Genomic DNA, 18,962 nt, shown 5'->3' with positions numbered 1-18,962 from the left:
TCCTCAGCCCCTGTCGTTGCTATACACCCTGGCTTCGATTCGGCGCCAGCGTGCCTACTCGTTCTCGTGTGCGGTTGGCATCTTTAATGGTTGGGCACAGATACGCCAGATCGCAGCGCAAGCATCGCTGGGCTTCGGCGCGGGCCTGGCTCTCGGTCAAGCCGAGAGCGAACTCGCTTGTCTTGTCACGCGATTGGTCGGCGGAGCGCAGCGACATCTCGGTGCGCGGCTTCGTCGCCAGGTACACTTCGACGGCCCCATCGGGCAAGGTTGAAGGTGTCTGCAACTCATCTTCTGGCAGTTCGGCGATCTGCTCTGGCGGTAAGCCGCGCAAATAGGCATGGATTGCGCGCGCCGCCTGGCGGCCATGCGCGGCAGCGTGAATGATCGAGCGCGGGCCATAGGTGGCGTCGCCAGCAGCAAAGACACCTGGTTGCCCCGTCGCTAACGTTTGGGGGTTAATCATCAGCCCACCCCAAGCGGCGATCTCTACCTGTGTACCTTCTGGCAAGAAGGAGGGGTCAGGCGCTTCGCCAATGGCGACCAGAATCACCTCCACGGCCAGTTCAAATGTGGCGCCTTCAATCGGCACAGGCCGTCTGTGGCCTGCTGCGTCCGGCTCGCCCAGCTTCATCCGCTGGCAAACCACACTCTTCAGCGTGCCTTGCTGTCCCTTGAGTTCTATAGGCGCGGCCAGTTCGTGCAGTGTCAAGCCCTCTTCAAGGGCGGCGCGCACTTCCTCTTTCTGCGCGGGCATCTCGGCCTGAGTGCGGCGATAAAGAATATGCACTGCTTGTGCGCCAGAGCGCCAGGCCGAGCGCGCCGCGTCCATCGCGGTGCTGCCGCCGCCGACCACCGCCACGACTTTGCCGGAGAGATTGGTTTCGACGCCCAGATTGAAGTCTTTCAGGAAGCCGGTGGCCGGGATGACGCCCGCCAACTGGTTTTCATCAGCCAGCCCCAGCCGCTGGCTCTTCTGCGCACCCACCGCAATCAGCACTGCCTGATACTCCCGGCGCAGCTCATCCAGCGAGACATCGCGGCCAATAGCGGTGTTGGTGCGCACCTCTACGCCCAGGTCGATGATCGCCTGGATGTCTCGATTGAGCTCCACCCTCGGCAGCCGGTATTCGGGGATGCCAATCGACATCATCCCCCCGGCCACTGGCATCGCCTCGTAGATTGTGACCGGATAGCCCCGCCGCGCCAGGTAATAGGCCGCGCTGAGTCCGGTCGGGCCGGAGCCAACGATGGCGACGCGCTCAGCAAAGCGTTCCTTAGGCGGCTTGAGGAAGCGCCGTCCGGCGTAGCCGTGATCGGAAGCGAAGCGCTTCAGATCACGGATGGCGATGGGCTGCTCAAATTCGCCGCGTCGGCAGGCATCCTCGCAGGGCGCGGTGCAGACCCGACCACAGATCACTGGGAACGGATTTGGCTCAGCGGCGACGGCCAGTGCTTCCTCATAGCGTCCCTCTGCGATCAACCCGACATACAAACCCGCATTGGTACCAACGGGGCACGCTTCCTGGCAGGGAGCCTTGATCGTCTGGTTCGCCTCACCCAGCCAGCTCCGCCAGATCTGCCAGGATTCGGTGGTGTGCGCCACCTTCCAGTGCAGCAGCGCATCATAGGGGGCCTCGCCCGGTACCTCTGCCACCACGGCGGTATACGCCTGGAGCGGATACCAGACCTTGCCATCCTCGTCTGCTGGCGGATGCTCGATGGGCCCCTGCGGCGCGGCGAAGACCACTTTGCCGACCCCTGCTTCGATTGTGATGGCCTGAGTTGGACATTCCTGGAAGCAGACCTGGCAGCCAACGCAGGCGGCAATCTGCACAGGCGTTGCCATCAACTCTGGCCCGTTTGCGGCCCCAAAGGGAATAGGTGTTGGCGGCGCGCCCGCCTGGCCCTGGGGGCGGGTCATATCCAGGCACCGAACCGGACACAGATCCATGCAGATGCCGCAGTTGATGCACGCCCCCTCATCAACCTGAAAACGATAGGCCATACAGCCCTCCTTACTCTACCAGGGATTCCCTTCCTGGTAGACCACACGCTAAGCGAACGAACGATTATTCCTTCCCTCTGCTATGCTCTTTTGTTATGAGGGGAGTGTAAGGTGGGCAGGTTGCTGCGGCGAGAACAGAAGCTAACAAAACGGTAACAAATCGGCAGTTGGATCATTTGACAAGCTTTTGACCATTTTGTAACGCTCGATAACCGGAAGCGTTATGTCGGAGCATTATGCTCAAGGTACGTAAAGGCAAGGAAGCCCCGTTTGGACTGATACTACTCGTACTGGTGAGAAATAGGAGCACTCTGATGTTTCAGCGCATTCTGGTCCCACTGGATGGCTCCCCACATGCCGAAGCCGCGCTCGCGCCTGCCGCGTCGCTGGCACTGCGCTTTGAGGCGGGGATGTTGTTGGTACGCACCATTCTGGTGCATGTCTTCCCTGGGGCTAATCCTGGCCTGGCGCAGCTTGAGGCGCTACGTGAGGCCGAGGGCTATCTGGATACGGTTGCCACTCGCGTCAGAAAAACCGGGGTCGCCGTGCGCACGGCGATTCCCTATGATGCTCCCGCTCTCGGTATTGCCGATCAGGCAGAGTTTCGCCATATTGACCTGATTGTGATGAGTACGCATGGGCGGAAGTGGCCGGAAACCCTCCTGCACCCAAGCGTCACGATGGGGGTTCTGGAACACACGCGGGCGCCCATCCTGGCCTTGAAGAGTGCTCAAGAAGAGACGGACCAGCCGCAGCTTCCTCGTTTTATGACGAATCCCGCTGCGCCCATTATTGTCCCGCTGGATGGCTCACTCCTGTCCGAGAGCGCGCTGCCGTTGGCTGAGGGACTGGCAACCACCTTTGGCAATCCGCTGCTGCTAGTGCGGGCGATTGAGCGGACCCATAGTGCTTTAGCTTCCCTTGATAATCCTATCCTTCTCGCCAAGATCGAGGAAAGGACTATTGAAGAAACGCGAAGCTACCTCCAGCGCAAACAGCACGAGGTCTCCAGTCGGGGCGTGCGCGCCACCAGTGAAAGCTCAACAGGATCGCCCGCCTGGTTCATTGATGAAAGCGCCAAGGCGCACCAGGCGGGCCTGGTGGTGATGGCCTCGCATGGTCGCAGCGGCCTGGGACGGTTCCTGTTGGGCAGCGTTGCCCAGACGGTACTGCGCGAGAGCGACGTTCCGGTATTACTGATACGGCTCCATGAGCCACAGGGCTGATCAGGTGTCGGCTGGCTCCTCGACTGAGGAGCCAGTTCCATCCTAGAGAAAGGAACCTGAAGCGAGCCGTCCAGCGCCACCAGAATAGGCGCCTGCTGGTCGGTCATGAAGCGCGGCAGGTGGAGCGTGAGCGGGGATGTCCCCTGAACTGTTACCACTTTATAAGAGCCGTTAACCTCGCTTGCTACTCAGGGGTCGTATGCTGTAGGTGTCGAAAGGAACGGAACGAGGCAAGCGCAAGGATTCATACCTTTCACCCCCTCGCTCCGCTCACCATCAAGCACACGCGCGAGGAGGCGTCATCATGAACCTGTTGAAACGCATCTACACCAACAACAACCTTCGTAGTGTTCTCTGGTTCTTTGTGCGAGTGTATCTGGCCTATGAGTGGATTACGGCGTCGGCTGAGAAGCTGGGTACCAGCTCGGCGGTCTGGGTCGGCCCGAAGGCTGGCACGGCGGTCAAGGGGTTCCTGACCTTCGCGGCCTCGCCCGCGCAGACCGGTGGCGATCATCCGAGCGTGCTGGGCTGGTATGCCTGGCTGATTAACCACGTCTTCCTGCCCAACGCCACGGCTTTTAGCTATCTGGTCGCCTTTGGCGAGCTGTTCATCGGCATCGCCCTGGGCATCGGGCTGTTCACGCGCTTTGCCGCCTTCTGGGCTGCCTTCCTCAACCTGCTCTTCATGCTGGCTGGCTCAACGGGCGTCAACCCGCCCATGTTCACCCTGGAGATGATGATTCTGCTGGTGGGTGGCACGGCTGGGCTGTTTGGCATAGACCCGGTTGCTATCGCGCTGCTCAAAAAGGGCACCAATCAGATCTTTGGGCGCAAGGCGCCAGTCCCGGCACCAGTGCCTGCCGAAGCGGCAGCCTTCCAGCCGGTTGATCGGGAGCGCTACATCGCCAGCGAGCATCAGATCGAGACCCCGGAGCGCCCAGTGAACCGCTAGGGTGACACCGATCAGGGATAGGTTCCTTAAGGGGGAAGCCTCTGCCCCATCAATCGCAGATAACCAGGAATGATTTATCGGCAGCTCACTTATTGGGACTGCGCCTGCCCGTGTGCTGCGGGCAGGCGCGTCACTGGTAACTACCGACCGCTCTTCAGATCACCCGCCCTGGGGGCCCGCTCAGCGCCTGTTCGGTGGTCTGTGCTGAAGGTGCGCAGGCACTCAGCATAGTCTCGCAGGCGGTCTTCGACCAACCGATGGACGGTACCTTCCGGGTACTGCCCATCGGCGACGCGCTCACCCGCCGGGCGACCGGTGAGCAGTTCGATGCCCTCATCAATAGTGCACACACCCCAGATATGAAACTGTCCAGCCCTGACCGCATCGATCACCACCTCCTCCAGCATCAGGTTCGGTACGTTCGCCGCCGGGAGGATGACGCCCTGGTCTCCAGTCAGCCCTTTTGCCTTGCAAACGGCGAAGAAGCCCTCGATCTTGGCATTGACCCCACCGACTGCCTGTATCTCGCCGTGCTGATTGACCGAGCCGGTCACGGCAATGCCCTGAGCAAGCGGTAGATCGGCCAGAGCCGAGAGGAGCGCATAGAGTTCGGTCGAGGAGGCAGAATCCCCATCCACTTCATCGTAGGACTGCTCAAAGGTGATCGTGGCTGAGAGCGCGAGCGGATACTGCTGGGCGTACTGACCGGACAGGTAGCCGGAAAGAATCAGAAAGCCCTTGGAGTGGATCGGGCCCGACAACTCGATCTCGCGCTCGATGCTCTGCACCGAGCCGCGACCGGGGGAGACGCGGGCAGTAATGCGCGATGGACGACCAAATGCGTAGCCGCCCAGGTCGATGACCGCCATGCCGTTGACCTGAGCGGCCCTGGCCCCCACCGTGTCGATGAGGATGGTGCCGTTGTCGATCCACTCCTGGAGCCGCTCCTCGATGAGGTTGGAGCGGTTCTTCCGTTTGGCGATTGCCTGGTCTACGTCGGCGGCCTGCACGAGATCGTGATCGGACTTCGCAGCCCAATAATTCGCCTCGCTGACTACATCGGCGATGTCGCGCAGCCGAGTGGAGAGTTTGCGTTGGTCTTCACGCAGCCGAGCGCCGTACTCGATGATGCGCCCCAGTGCTGAGCGGTCGAAGTGATGCAGACCCTCCTCGCGTACTCGCTGACTGATGAAGGCCATATAATGGCCCAGGTGTTCATCATTCCAATCCATGTCCGGGGCGAAGTCGGCTTTAACCTTGAAGAGCTCCTGGAAGTCGGGGTCGGCTTGATAGAGGAGGGCATAAACTTCGGGCGGGCCGAGCAGGATCACCTTGACATCGAGCGGGATCGACTCAGGCCGCAGTTGCTCAGTCGGAAGTGCGCTGTACTGCTCTCCCAGGTTCTCGATTGTCACCTCGCCGCAGCGGAGCGAACGCTTGAGGGCCTCCCAGGCGAGCGGGGCACGCAGAACATCGAGGATGTGCAGGACGAGAAACCCACCATTGGCTCGCTGGAGCGCCCCTGGCTTGATCTGGCGGAAGTCCGCTACCAGGGCGCCAAAGGTAGCGCGGTAGTCGATTCTGCCCGCCAGGTTGTAGTAGGTTGGGTTGCGCTCCACAATGACCGGGGCCCCCCGGAAGTCATCATGATCGACGAAGACATTGATGCGATACCGCGCCAGGCGCTCCTCTCTGGTCGGCCCAGACTGGCGGGTGAGAGGGGTCTGCTGCTCGCCCTCGCCGTCGCCGCCGCGAAAGTCGTCAAGATGCTCTGGCAGGTCACTCTGAACCTGATCGAGGTAGGCCAGCACCTTGGGTTGATCGCTGTACATCTCGCGCAGCTCATCCAGGTGCGGGCCGAGGGTGAAGCGCGCTACATCGCGGTCGAGCTGGCGTATGCGCTCGACCGCCTCCTTCTGAAGCTGGTGAAGCTGGCGCAGCGTGCCAGCGATACGTTCCTGGACCTCAGGGATGCGCTGCTCCAATTCTTGCTGAAGTTGGGTGGGCAGTTGCTGGAACTCCTCTGGGGAAAGTGGCCGCCCTTCCCTCACAGGCACCGTCACAATACTGGATGGAGTGATTTCGATAGTAAAGCCCTGGTCGTGCGCGAAGGACTGAAGCTCGTTGAGCAGATCTTCGCGCTGCCGAGCTAGTTCGGAGAGCGCCTCACGCCGGTGACGGGCGTAGTCCTCGCTCTCGAACGCGCGGGGGATCTCTCGCTGAGCCGCCTGGAGATAGCTATCGATGTCAGCGGCGAAGGCACGCCCCCGGCCCTGCGGAAGGGGGATGGCGTTAGGGTGGTCCGGCTGGGCGAAGTTGTAGACGTACACCCAGTCGGACGGCGCGGGCCGGGTCGGCGCGAACCGTCGCAGGAAGTCCAGGACTGTGCGCTCGCGGCCCGAACCCGTGGGGCCAGCGACAAAGAGGTTATAGCCGGACGTGTGGATCTCCAGGCCGAAAGCGAGCGCATCAAGTGCGCGAGACTGCCCGATAGTACCCTCCAGCGGCGACACCTCGGCAGTGGTCGCAGGTAGTTGGGCAAGCTCGACACGACGCGCGAGGCGCTCGGGCGAAACGGCAAGCTGGAAACGAGGTGATTCGTTCATGATAGGCCCCTTTCCGGGTCTCGTGTGAAAGAAATAGCCAACCAGCAGCCCGGTCCCATCAGTGCTAACCAACAGAGATCGCTGTACTCGACGATCCGGCGAGACCAGGAAAACCCGGCTGCTCGCTAAAACGGCCCTCTCAGCATGCGCGTTGGGACGGATCACTGCTCTTTGATGCTGAGATAAGGATAACGTGGGCGGGTGGCAATCCCAGTAGCGTGAGGTTGCTATTGGGTAACAGTCGGACGGGGTAGTCAGGAGGTCAGAGGGGCTGACCTCCCTCATCTGAACCCGTCTCCCACAATTTCCTTGATCAGTATTTGCCGGGTTCTGCTGACAGCCATAGATGCGCTACCACGTATGAGTGAGAAACGTTCCAGTTACCCACTTCAACCCCGAGCGCAAGGGAAAGGGGCTATGCTTTTCTTGAGAGACCAGATGATGGATGGCACAGTCTTTCTCAACCAGGGAGTTTTTCCGCGAGAAATGACACTCCCGTAGGCAAAAAGCCGAGAAAGTGAGAAACCATGTTTTTGCGCATCTTCGTCCCCCTCGATGGCTCTCCGCGAGCCGAGCGGGCGCTTGGTCTGGCGGCATTACTCGCGCAACAGACTCCTGTCGGTGAGAGGCCGTTTGAGCCACTGCTGATCCTATTCCGGGCAGTTGATCTCTCACCCTGGTTGGATCTTGATGACCGCGAGGAGGCGCGCGTGCGAGCCACCGAGGCTGCGGCTCGCTACCTGGAAAAACAAGCCCAGTGCTTGCGGGATCAAGGGATGACCGTTGAAACTGCCCCGCGCGTGGGGAATCCAGCAGAGGCTATCCTCGAGCAGACCATGGCACGCCAGGTCGAACTGATCGTCATGGCGACCCATGGTCGCAGTGGGCTGGCCCGTTGGGCGCTTGGCAGTGTCGCGGAGCGCGTGGCACGCAGCGCCCCGGTACCACTGTTTTTGCTTCCAGATGCCGCGCCTGCTACGACGCTGGCAGCGGAGGTTCAGCAAACAGGGGCAATGCCCCAGATCCTCGTCCCGCTGGATGGCTCAACTAAAGCGGAGGCAGCGCTGCCACCTGCCATTGAGATGGCGCGCCTGCTGCATGCGGAAATACGTCTGCTCTATGTCTTCGTGCCGAAGTTTGAAGAAAATAGCCTTGAGGTGGCCCATCGCGCGTGGGATGCTGGGCGACGGCGTGTCCACCAGATAGAACGCTATCTGATGCGTCAGGCTGAACGCATCAAACGCGCCGGTGTCAACGCGCATTGGACGTTTGGCTATGGCATGCCTGGCGCGAAGATCATCGAGGCGGCCCACAGTCGACAGGTCAGCCTGATGGTGATGACCACTCAGGGGCGCGGCGGATTCGTTCGCTGGCGGTTAGGCAGCGTGACCGAAGAGGTGCTTCATAATGTCCGCCTGCCAGTATTGCTCGTGCCATCTGCTCAGGTAGAAGCCCAACTACCCCCTGAAGCACAAGGGCAGGAGACGCTCGCCAAGGAGACGCTCAGATGATCGTGCGGATTCTGAGCGATAACCAGTACCAGCTTGATAACTGGCACAAGCCAGCTATTGCTCAACTGGATAATGGGTTATTTGAGGCAGTGCAGCAGGGTGATCAGGCGGCGTTCGCTCGGTTGCTCTTCCAGCTCGTGCAATTGATCCGGGAGAACGGTCAACCTGTTCCATCCCACAAGCTGGTGGCCTCAGATGTGATGGTGCCCGCGTCAGATGTAACGCTGCATGCAGCGCAACACTTTCTCAAGAAGACCGATCTCCTTGTTGTAAGCAGATACCCGGCCATCTATTGGCAGGCGTAAGAGGAAGCAAGCGTATGATCATCGGCATTCCAAAGGAAGTGCAGGCTGGTGAAACGCGGGTAGCGTTGATCCCCAGCCTGGTTCCGCTGCTCACAAAGGAGCAGCATGCGGTGTTCCTTGAGGCAGGTGCTGGAGTTGGGGCAGGTTTCTCCGATGCACAGTATCTCCAGTCCGGGGCCTCCCTGGTTGAGAACGCCTCTGCCCTCTATGAGCAAGCGGATATGATTTTTAAAGTCCAGCCACCGCAGAGGCATCCGGTGACTCAGCAACCTGAAGCCGAGATGCTGCGTGAGGGATCCGCCTATATCGGCTTTCTTGCCCCATTGACCCACCCTGATGTGCTGGAGGCCTTTGCCCGGCGCAAGATAACTGCCTTTGCGATGGAGTTCATTCCTCGCCTCACCCGTGCCCAGAGCATGGACGCGCTCAGTGCCATGTCGACCGTCGCCGGCTATAAAGCCGTGTTGCTGGCGACAGAACATCTGGGCAAGATGTTCCCACTGCTGATGACCGCCGCAGGGACGATTACCCCCGCCACGGTGCTGGTGCTGGGCGCAGGCGTCGCCGGGCTGCAAGCCATTTCGACGGCCAAACGGCTCGGCGCCAGAGTGGAAGCCTTTGATGCTCGCCCGGCGGTGCGTGAACAGATCCATAGCCTGGGAGCCGCTTTCATCGAGATGGAACTGTCGCAGGATGCGGAAACCGCAGGCGGCTATGCCAAAGAGCAATCCACCGCGTTCCTCAAACGCGAGCAGAAGGTCATCTGCGCCCGGTTCCCCAGGGTAGATGTCGTCATCAGCACCGCCCAGGTCTTTGGCAAACGTGCCCCACTGCTGATTACGACTGAGATGGTCGAGTCTCTCCGACCAGGGTCGGTGATCGTTGATCTAGCTGCTGAGCAAGGAGGCAATTGTGAACTCACCCAGGCGGGTCAAACCATTGAATACGAGGGCGTCACCATCATTGGCACGACCAATGTGCCCGCTCTGCTTCCCATCGATGCCAGTCAGTTGTATGCGCGCACCGTCCTCAACCTGTTCCGCTACCTCTATCCAGCCACCGGACCTCAGCCTGAGGGCACTGACGGCCTGGTGAAGGGAGCTTGCGTGACACGCAACGGGGAAATCGTCCACGACCTGCTGCAACCACTGGTGAAAGAAGGGGCGTCAAGATGAATACTCTCTTGTTTGAATCACTCTACATCCTGGTTCTGGCGGGATTTCTGGGGTATGAAGTCATCCGCAAGGTGCCACCTTTGCTCCATACGCCGCTCATGTCCACCACGAATGCCATCTCCGGCATCTCGCTGGTGGGGTCGCTGGTTGCGGCGGGTAGCAATCAGAGCGTTGTCAGCACCATCCTGGGGACCATTGCCGTAACCACCGCTACCATTAACGTAGTCGGCGGCTTTCTGATTACCGATCGGATGCTCAAGATGTTTCGGCGGAAGGGGAGGAAACCACAATGAGCGACATTCTCCTTGCCGCCGCGTACCTGGCGGCTTCCATCCTGTTTATCCTGGGACTCAAGGAGTTGAACTCCCCGGAGACCGCTCGGCGGGGCATTGTCCTTGCTGAAATAGGTATGCTGCTTGCCGTGGTTGGCACGCTGCTGCATGGCGAGATCGTCCAGCTTCAATGGATACTTGTCGGGCTGGCCGTGGGCTCAACCATTGGCGCCTTGATGGCGATCTTCATGCCCATGACGGCCATGCCGCAACGGATCGCTATCTCCCACTCCTTTGGAGCCCTGGCGGCTACGCTGGTGGGCATTGTGGAGTATTATGAACATGGCCTGACCCTCGATCACGGCACCATGGCGGCCCTGGGGTTTGAGGTGCTGTTCGGCTCGCTCACCGTCACTGGCAGTTTAATGGCCTTTAGCAAGCTCCAGGAACTGGTGAAGAGCGCGCCCATGACCTATCGCTTCCAGAACGTCTCCAATATCAGCCTCTTCTTTGCGACCGTGGGGGTGTTCATCTTTCTCATCGTGCAGCCCCAAGTGGGTCCGCTCTTCTATGGCATGATCGCGGCGGGGCTGCTCATCGGCATTCTGATCGTCCTGCCCATCGGGGGAGCGGATATGCCTGTGGTGCTCTCGCTGCTCAACTCCTACGCGGGCCTGGCATCAGCCGCCACCGGCCTGGTCATCTCCAATCACGTGCTGCTGATCGCTGGCGCGCTGGATGGCACCTCCGGCTTCTTCCTCTCCATGATGATGAGCCGGGCGATGAACCGCTCCTTCACCAATGTCCTGTTCGGCGCGGTCGGCGCGGTGAAATCCGGGGGGAAGGCGCAAGAAGAAGCAAAAACGGTCATGCGCTATACGCCAGAGGACGCCGCCTATATCCTGGAGAACGCCCAATCGGTGATCATGATCCCCGGCTACGGCATGGCCGTCGCCCAGGCCCAGCACGCCGTACAGGAACTGGCGACATTACTGCTTGAGCGCGGCGCGACCGTGCGCTATGCCATCCACCCGGTGGCCGGGCGCATGCCGGGCCATATGAATGTGCTGCTGGCGGAAGCCAATGTTCCCTATGATCTGCTCTGTGAGCCTGAACGCGTCAATGATGATTTTCAGAATACCGATGTGGCGCTGGTCATTGGCGCCAATGACGTGGTGAACCCCGCCGCGCGGTACAAGAAAGAGAGTCCGCTCTACGGCATGCCCATTCTCAACGCCGACCAGGCGCATACGGTCATGGTCTTGAAGCGCAGTTTGTCCCCAGGCTTTGCCGGAGAGGATAACGAACTTTTCTATGATCAGAAAACGATGATGATCTTCGGCGATGCGAAAGCATCGCTGACCAGCCTGGTCCAGTTGCTCAAGAAATCAGGAGCCCAAAGCACCTCAGCAAAAGAAATGGCTGCAAGCCGCCCATAACTCAACAATCTATTCAGAACACCCGACATCCTCGCCTACCAAAGCCGGGTAGGTGAGGATGACATAACCTCAAATCATCCAGCAGTTGATTACCAGCCAGATCACACGACCAACTGCACAAATGGGGTTGAGTCCACTCGTTTGGCGAAGCAGGTGCTGGTGCCAGAGTTCTGGCGAGGTGAGATGATTCGTCTGCCCAAACTGAGCGCGTGAGTAACGGGATGCTCCACCCTGTTCATCTGGCTTGCTGGCTCCTGCTCGAAACATGATTACTCTCAAACTGCGCGTTCACCAAGTCCATAACAGGTGCCCGGCAATAGAGGGCGATATGTCCGTCGTAGCTTGCCGGGAGTCTGCCTTCCTGTTCCAGCACGACGACTCGAAAGGAGTTGTTATCAACGCGCAAATACGTTCCTGCGGGAGCAATATCTCCCGCTCTCCATACATACATGCCATATTCTTCAACATTCATAGAGAACTCCCTCGAAGTCCAGCGCCTTTGCTCATTCAGTTCGTTTAGACCCAAGCATACAGGAGATATGTTATTAGGCGTATTGCTCGGCGTAACAAAACCGTTAAAGAATGAGCAAAGGCGCCTCCCTGAAAAGCAGCTCGTTTTATGGGAGCGCACGATCCAGGGAATTGAGCGCTTTCAGGTAATGGGCACGTTCAAAGGCGGCTGGGTCAGCTACCGCGCGCTGGCTCATGCTTCCGCGCATAGAGACGATAGACTCGTATTCGTGCGCCTCCATCCACTGGCGGAGATCAGCGGCAATAGCCGTCAGGCGATCAACCCCATGTGCTAGTAATTCAGAAGCCATCATTGTGGCATTCGCCCCCGCCATGACGGCCTTGAGAACATCCGTCGCTGAATGCACGCCGCTGGTCAGCGCGAAATCGACATCCAGGCGGCCATAGAGAATGGCGATCCAGCGCAGGGGCAAGCGCAAATCATGCGAGGTGCTCAGTTCAAGATTGGGAACGACCTCCAATGCCTCACAATCCAGATCGGGCTGATAAAAGCGGTTAAACAAGACCAGCGCATCCGCTCCCACCTCAACAAAACGTCGCGCTGCGTGGGGGAGCGCCGTAAAAAATGAGCTGAGCTTCAGGGCCAGCGGGATCGTGATGGTGGAGCGGACCGCATTGATCAGATCAGCATATACATCTTCCAGTTCGGCGCTGCTCACATCCATTTCCGTAGGGAGATAATAGCAGTTCAACTCCAGCGCATCGGCTCCTGCTTGTTCGATCTTGCGTGCATACTCGACCCAGCCTCCCGATGAAATGCCATTGAGACTGCCGATCACGGGTATTTGCACAGCCTCTTTGATACGCTGGAGGTGGTCCAGATAGGCACCTGGCTCCAGGTTATAGCGGTCCAGGTCGGGGAAATAGCTCAGCGCCTCAGCATGGCTATGGGAGCCAAGGTTGAGATAGTAGTCAAGCGCGTGGCTTTCGTGCGTAATCTGCTCTTCAAAGAGCGAATACAGCACGATGGCCGCAGCTCCTGCTTCTTCCAGGCGACGCACAGTGCTGAGTTTCTTAGACAGGGGTGAGGCTGAAACTACTAGAGGATTCTTCAGATGCAGCCCCAGATAGGTGGTCGTCAGATCCGGCGTTTTCATGCTCGCTTCTCCTCTTTGTTTCCGTTTTGCTGGGCCAGGGTCGCCAGTTGCTGATACAAGTTCCAGTGGCGACGAACATCATGTTGCGCCAGCTCCAGCAGTGTCTCGGCACGTTCAGCATTGCTCTGGGTCAGCATGCGATAACGAGTTTCGTTGTAGACGTAATCTTGCAACGGCAGGGATGGCGCTTTCGAGTCGATGACCAGCGGATTTTTTCCCTCGGCCAGCAGCCTGGGGTTATAGTGATACAGGAACCAGTAGCCCGACTGGACCGCTCGCTTTTGCTGTGCCAATCCCTGCGCCATATCGTAGCCATGCGCGATGCAATGGCTGTAGGCAATAATCAGCGAGGGGCCATCATAGGCTTCGGCCTCAAGAAAGGCGTTCAGCGTCTGCTGATCATCAGCGCCCATCGCAACGCGCGCGACATAGACGTTGCCGTAGGCCATTGCCAGCAAGCCCAGGTCTTTTTTCGCTGCTGCTTTGCCACGCGCGGCAAACTTGGCAACCGCCGCGCGCGGCGTCGATTTCGAGGCTTGCCCGCCGGTATTCGAGTAGACTTCGGTATCCAACACGAGGATATTGACGTTCAGCCCGGAGGCCAGCACATGGTCCAGGCCGCCATAGCCGATGTCATAAGCCCAGCCGTCCCCACCGATGATCCAGACGCTCTTCTTGACCAATGCATCGGCCACCCCCAGGAGACTCTGCATCATCGCCAGTGGGTTGGCATTGTTCGCCTGCGCCGAACCATCCAGCGCCCGTTGAATATGCTGCTTGAGCAGCGCCACACGCTCCCGCTGCGCCACAATGCCCATTTCGGTGGACTGGTCAGCCGCCAGAATGCTTTGAGTCAGCTTCTCACCTACCACACTGCTGCACTGCGAAAGCAGTTCGCAAGCATACGCTTCCTGCTTATCCAGTGCCAGCCGCATCCCCAGTCCAAACTCGGCGTTATCCTCAAACAGCGAATTGGACCACGCTGGCCCCCGCCCTTCCTGGTTAAAGGTCCAGGGCGTGGTCGGCAGGTTGCCGCCGTAAATCGAGGAACAGCCCGTCGCGTTTGCTACCAGCATGCGATCACCAAAGAGTTGCGTCGCCAGCTTGATATACGGCGTCTCGCCGCAGCCGGAGCAGGCCCCAGAAAACTCAAAGAGCGGTTGCAAGAGCTGTGTGTCTTTAATGGCGTGCAGATTCAGCGGCGACCTTTTCACCTCTGGCAGCGAGAGAAAGAAATCCCAGTTCACGGATTCCTGCTCACGCACGGGCGGCTGAGCGACCATATTGATCGCCTTGCGGCCCACCTGGCGCTTATCTTTGACCGGGCAGGCTTCCACGCAGAGGCTGCATCCGGTGCAGTCTTCTGGCGAGACCTGCAACGTGTATTTCATCCCAGGAAACTCTTTGAAGCGCGCCTCGCAGTAGAGGAACGTTGCTGGCGCGCCCTCCAGGTGGGCTGAGTCGTAGACTTTCTCACGGATGACCGCGTGTGGGCAGACCATCACACACTTGCCGCATTGGATGCAGATGCTTGGATCCCAGGCCGGAATCTCATCGGTGATGTTGCGCTTCTCCCAGCGGGCCGTCCCCGATGGATACGTTCCATCCTCTGGCAACGCGCTCACCGGCAACCTATCGCCTTCCCCGATCATCATCGGCCCCAGCACGTTGCGCACAAAAGCGGGCGCTTCAGCGGCGACGGCTGGCCTGCGCTGAATCACTGGCAGTAGCACTCGTTGCTTGTGCGACGCCGGAGCCTCCGCAGCTTCGCTTGCCGCTTCAGGAAGTCGGACCTCATACAAATGGGCCAGGGTTTCATCGACGGCCTGAAAGTTCCTCTGGACAACGGCCTCGCCGCGCTTGCCATAGGTCTTCTTGATGCTCTGCTTGATCTGCGTTATTGCCTGCTCGCGCGGCAGTACGCCACTGAGGGCAAAGAAGCAGGTCTGCATGATTGTATTGATGCGGTCCGCCATGCCCAGGTCACGCGCCACTTTATGCGCATCAATCACATAGAAGCGCAGCCGCTTGCGCACGATCTCGTACTGTACTTCAGCGGGCAGATGCGGCCAGACCTCTTCTGGCCCATACGGGCTATCAAGCAGGAAGATGCTTTCCAGGCGCGCATAAGTGAGGACATCCAGGCGCTCCAGGAACGAAAACTGGTGGCAGGCGACAAAGCTGGCCTGGCCCTTATCAATCAGGTAGGGGGCATGAATGGGATGCGGACCAAAGCGCAGGTGGGAGATGGTCACAGACCCCGACTTTTTCGAGTCAAGGACAAAGTAGCCCTGCGCGTAGTTGGCGGTCTCCTCACCAATAATTTTAATCGAGTTCTTGTTGGCCCCCACCGTGCCATCGGAGCCTAAGCCCCAGAAGACGCATTGCACTGTATCCTTTTCTTCGATGGTGAAATGCGGGGCATACTCCAGGCTGGTATGGGTCACATCATCGTTGATGCCGATGGTAAAGTGGTTCTTCGGCGCGGCGCGCTTCATCTCATCAAAAATACCCTTCACCATCGCCGGGGTAAATTCCTTGGAAGCCAGGCCATAGCGCCCGCCAATCACCGTTGGCCGAGCCGTCACTTTCGTTCTTCCTTCGGTCAGCGCGGCCAACACATCCAGATAGAGCGGTTCGCCCATGCTCCCCGGCTCCTTGGTGCGGTCCACCACAGCGACCACACTGACCGTCTCTGGCAGCGCGGCAACGAAGTGCTCAACTGAGAAGGGGTGGAACAAATGCACCCGCATCACGCCGACCTTCTCCCCCCGCGCACACAAGGCGTCTACCGTTACTTGAACTGTCTCGGCGCCCGACCCCATCACCACGATCACTCGCCCTGCATCGGGCGCGCCCGCGTAATCAAACAGATGATACTGGCGGCCAGTGATCGACGCAAAGCGATCCATCATGTCCTGAACGATCTGTGGGCAGGCCAGGTAATAGCGATTCACGCTCTCACGCGCCTGGAAATATACATCGGGATTTTGGGCCGTCCCGCGAATGAAGGGATGCTCTGGCGAAAGTGCCCGCTGGCGGTGGGCCGTCACCCAGGCATCATCGATCATGGCCCGCATCTCTTCAAACGTCACCGGCTCAATCTTATCGATTTCGTGGGAGGTCCGAAAGCCGTCAAAGAAATGCAAAAACGGGAGACGCGCCTGCAAGGAGGCTGCGTGAGCAACGAGCGCCATGTCCTGCGCTTCCTGCACCGAGGCAGACGCCAGCAAGACAAAGCCGGTGGCCCGCGTTGCCATCACATCGGAATGATCACCGAAGATCGAAAGGCCCTGCGCCGCCAGAGACCGCGCCGCCACATGAAACACTGCCGGGCTGAGTTCACCTGCGATCTTATACATGTTGGGAATCATCAACAGTAGCCCTTGCGAGGCCGTAAAGGTCGTGACCAGCGTTCCGGCCTGAAGTGCGCCATGCAGCGCGCCCGCAGCCCCGGCTTCTGATTGCATCTCGACCACTTGCGGCACCGTTCCCCACAGATTCGCTTTTCCCTGCGCCGACCAGCTATCGGCCAGTTCTCCCATGGCTGTCGAGGGGGTGATCGGGTAAATCGCAATCACTTCGCTAAGCGCATGGGCCACGGCAGCCACGGCCTCATTGCCATCAAGAGTGATACTGGAGCGTTGCATAGGTCTTCCCTCCACAGTGTCGTTCTTACCTCATTCAGAGCATAGGGCCGAGAGGTTACAAGAGCGGTAGCAGGTAGTTACAGGCGGGGATAATAACAGAAAGGGGCAGGGGAGCAGAAAGCATCACCCCCTTCGTCTTTGGCGGCATCTCCGACCTGGAGCAAGACCCCACCAGTGCCGATGTGGAGGCGCTGTGCCGGTGTTGGAAGATGAGCAACTGCTGGGCTTGATCACTCTTGGTGGCATCCGCCATATCCCGCACGCTCAATGGAGCAGCACCCTGGTGAGACAAGCGATGCTTCCGCTCGCACAATTGCATCTGGTGTCACCGGAGCAAAGCCTCAACGAGGCACCTTCGTTGAGGGTCAGATACGACATCAACCAGATTCCAGTGGTTCGGGGCGATCATATGCTCAGCAACTAACCGCTGCGCCTGTGTCTGGCGCCAACGAACCAGACCCGCAACGCTCGACCAAGCGAGTTTGAAAGAAACTGCCATGAATTGTTAACCGCCCATTACCGTTGCTGTTACGATAGGTCACTATCCTGGGAGCAAGAGCGTAGCCTTCAATCGTTTGTACACTGGTTAGACCTGAAATGTGCAAAGGAGCCACCCAATGTTCAAAAAGATACTGGTGCCCTTGGATAATTCGGCGCTGGCTGCGGCGGCTCTCTTGCCTGCCAGCGCCCTGGCAAGACAGGACGATGCTGAGCTAATGTTGGTGGGCGCTACCTCCACATCCCATGTCGCAGAGATTGGCGCTTACCTGGCAGAGATGGTCAGGTGTCTCAGCGCTGAGGGTTTCCCCGTGCGAGCCATGCTGCCCCTGGGTTCACCAGAAAACGGCAGCAATGAAGAGGGCGAGCTTGCGCGCGCAGACCTGATTGTCATGACCACACACGGGCGCGACGGGATAGATGCCCTGATTCATCCCAGCGTAACCTGGAGGGTTCTGGCTCAGACAAGTGCGCCAATCCTCTTCAGCAGGTACACCGATGAAGAGCAGGCAGCACCTCCTATGCATCAGCTGCGCTTTATGGCCGATGCTGATGCTCCTATCCTGGTGCCACTGGATGGCTCACCCCAGGCGGAGCGGGTGCTGTCGCTTGCCCAGGAGATCGCCCAGGAGTTTGGCAACCCGCTCATGCTGGCGCGTGTTGGCGAGCCGCTGCTGCTGGCAGAGAGTGCGGGCCAACAGGATCTGATGCCTGGTGGGTCAGTCGGCTGGTGGCTGGAGGACGCCGAAGCATATTTGAGGGAAAAGTGGAAGGAACTGACCAGTACCGGGTTGCGAGTAAAGACTATCACTGCACTCGGACTGCCTTCCGAAGTCATCCAGCGAATTGCACAGGAATATCAAGCTGGACTGATCGTCATGGCCTCGCGCGGGCGGGGCTGGCTGGGTCGGTTCGTCATGGGCAGTGTTGCCAGACGTGTGCTGAGCCAGAGCGAAATCCCTGTCTTGCTCGCCCGCCGATTGGCGCCTGGAGAGGATGTCAGAACCGAGCAAGTGCTCGTGGCAGCAGGTGCGAGCAGGTGAGGCTCCCAACCACCAGTTTGGCCTTGTCATGCCCACGCCCGACTGTTTGAACGGCACTGCCAATAGGAGCTGAACCGTAAAGACCGACCCATTGGTAGGCGCGCGCTCCGCTCAAGCGGCTGTGCCAGTTTTGAGAGAATCTGAAACAGACCCTCAAGAAGGTGGGAGAGGGCGTGAAGGAGACGAGAGGGATGTGGTAATTTAACCCAAGGTTCGGCAGGTTTTGCAGTAGAGGATAGGCATTCCAGCGAGCAATCCTACTTCTCTGCCTGGAACACTGCGGGCGTCATCGGCTACATCAGCCAGGTTTCAGTGACAGCGCCTCCCCCTTCACTCTGGCTGCCAACGGCGATCCCGACATCGTCATCCACCTTTCAGGGAACCTCTCTGTCGCCTACGACGCCACCTGTAGGCATGCGGGTTGCACCGTCAGGTACGATCCCACGACCCAGGCGTTGATCTTGCCCCTGTCACGGGGCCGCCTTTGACCCTGCCAACAACGCCACAGTCCTAAGTAGATAGCCATTGAAATTTAGAGGACTTCAGACCACAGCGGCGCAACCGCTCGTCATTGGTGAGGCCGTCGAGCCAAGCTACAGCTCGCTCGGCTTCTTCCTCCAACGAGGCATACGCCCGATTGGCCGCGATG

14 protein-coding genes are annotated in these 18,962 nt (G+C 59.3%); 9 read left to right on the top strand and 5 right to left on the bottom strand.

The genetic code is table 11. From position 1 onward, the window contains the following. Positions 1–19 precede the first annotated feature (19 nt). On the bottom strand, positions 20–2,008 hold the full coding sequence (locus VH599_09080; protein ID HEY7348451.1) for an FAD-dependent oxidoreductase: 1,989 nt from the start codon (positions 2,006–2,008) through the stop codon (positions 20–22). 314 nt (positions 2,009–2,322) lie between these two features. On the opposite strand from VH599_09080, the gene VH599_09075 reads away from it, so the two are divergent. Together VH599_09075 and VH599_09070 are read left to right on the top strand one after the other, a co-directional pair. Continuing rightward, on the top strand, positions 2,323–3,234 hold the full coding sequence (locus tag VH599_09075) for a universal stress protein (GenBank protein ID HEY7348450.1): 912 nt from the start codon (positions 2,323–2,325) through the stop codon (positions 3,232–3,234). 304 nt (positions 3,235–3,538) lie between these two features. Beyond that, positions 3,539–4,186, top strand: a complete 648-nt coding sequence (locus tag VH599_09070) for a DoxX family protein (GenBank protein HEY7348449.1) — start codon at positions 3,539–3,541, stop codon at positions 4,184–4,186. Between the two features lie 140 nt (positions 4,187–4,326). Here VH599_09070 and VH599_09065 read toward each other — a convergent pair whose 3' ends face one another. Then, on the bottom strand, positions 4,327–6,792 hold the full coding sequence (locus VH599_09065) for an ATP-binding protein (protein ID HEY7348448.1): 2,466 nt from the start codon (positions 6,790–6,792) through the stop codon (positions 4,327–4,329). Between the two features lie 527 nt (positions 6,793–7,319). On the opposite strand from VH599_09065, the gene VH599_09060 reads away from it, so the two are divergent. Genes VH599_09060 through VH599_09040 form a run of 5 tightly spaced genes read left to right on the top strand, consistent with a single transcriptional unit; the run spans position 7,320 to position 11,494 of the window. Then, a complete protein-coding gene (locus VH599_09060) occupies positions 7,320–8,303 on the top strand; it encodes a universal stress protein (protein HEY7348447.1) in 984 nt (327 codons plus the stop codon). Next, complete coding sequence (locus VH599_09055) at positions 8,300–8,608, top strand: hypothetical protein (GenBank protein ID HEY7348446.1); 309 nt, start codon at positions 8,300–8,302, stop codon at positions 8,606–8,608. The genes VH599_09060 and VH599_09055 overlap by 4 nt, the downstream gene beginning before the upstream one ends. A 14-nt stretch (positions 8,609–8,622) precedes the next feature. Next, complete coding sequence (locus VH599_09050; GenBank protein ID HEY7348445.1) at positions 8,623–9,783, top strand: Re/Si-specific NAD(P)(+) transhydrogenase subunit alpha; 1,161 nt, start codon at positions 8,623–8,625, stop codon at positions 9,781–9,783. Further along, on the top strand, positions 9,780–10,076 hold the full coding sequence (locus tag VH599_09045; GenBank protein HEY7348444.1) for an NAD(P) transhydrogenase subunit alpha: 297 nt from the start codon (positions 9,780–9,782) through the stop codon (positions 10,074–10,076). Before VH599_09050 ends, VH599_09045 begins: the two co-directional genes overlap by 4 nt. Continuing rightward, positions 10,073–11,494, top strand: a complete 1,422-nt coding sequence (locus VH599_09040; GenBank protein HEY7348443.1) for an NAD(P)(+) transhydrogenase (Re/Si-specific) subunit beta — start codon at positions 10,073–10,075, stop codon at positions 11,492–11,494. The genes VH599_09045 and VH599_09040 overlap by 4 nt, the downstream gene beginning before the upstream one ends. 235 nt (positions 11,495–11,729) lie before the next feature. Here the strand turns inward: VH599_09040 and VH599_09035 are convergent, their stop codons facing one another. The 3 genes from VH599_09035 to nifJ all read right to left on the bottom strand — a co-directional run bounded on the left by VH599_09035 (position 11,730) and on the right by nifJ (position 16,772). Beyond that, the gene (locus tag VH599_09035) at positions 11,730–11,966 is read right to left on the bottom strand and encodes a hypothetical protein (protein HEY7348442.1); all 237 of its coding nucleotides are present in this window, start codon (positions 11,964–11,966) and stop codon (positions 11,730–11,732) included. Positions 11,967–12,111: 145 nt separating this feature from the next. Further along, complete coding sequence (locus VH599_09030; protein HEY7348441.1) at positions 12,112–13,122, bottom strand: dihydroorotate dehydrogenase-like protein; 1,011 nt, start codon at positions 13,120–13,122, stop codon at positions 12,112–12,114. Then, the gene (gene nifJ, locus VH599_09025; GenBank protein ID HEY7348440.1) at positions 13,119–16,772 is read right to left on the bottom strand and encodes a pyruvate:ferredoxin (flavodoxin) oxidoreductase; all 3,654 of its coding nucleotides are present in this window, start codon (positions 16,770–16,772) and stop codon (positions 13,119–13,121) included. The genes VH599_09030 and nifJ overlap by 4 nt, the downstream gene beginning before the upstream one ends. A 193-nt stretch (positions 16,773–16,965) precedes the next feature. On the opposite strand from nifJ, the gene VH599_09020 reads away from it, so the two are divergent. Continuing rightward, a complete protein-coding gene (locus tag VH599_09020; GenBank protein ID HEY7348439.1) occupies positions 16,966–17,196 on the top strand; it encodes a hypothetical protein in 231 nt (76 codons plus the stop codon). A gap of 193 nt (positions 17,197–17,389) precedes the next feature. Continuing rightward, positions 17,390–18,313: a universal stress protein gene (locus tag VH599_09015; protein ID HEY7348438.1), complete on the top strand. Its 924-nt coding sequence runs from the start codon at positions 17,390–17,392 to the stop codon at positions 18,311–18,313. The last annotated feature ends 649 nt before the right edge of the window (positions 18,314–18,962 follow it).

This window comes from Ktedonobacterales bacterium (assembly GCA_036557285.1).
Classification (GTDB): Bacteria; Chloroflexota; Ktedonobacteria; order Ktedonobacterales; family DATBGS01; genus DATBHW01.
The sequence above is the reverse complement of the archived record's forward strand: the minus strand, read 5'-3'. Positions and strand labels throughout refer to the sequence as shown.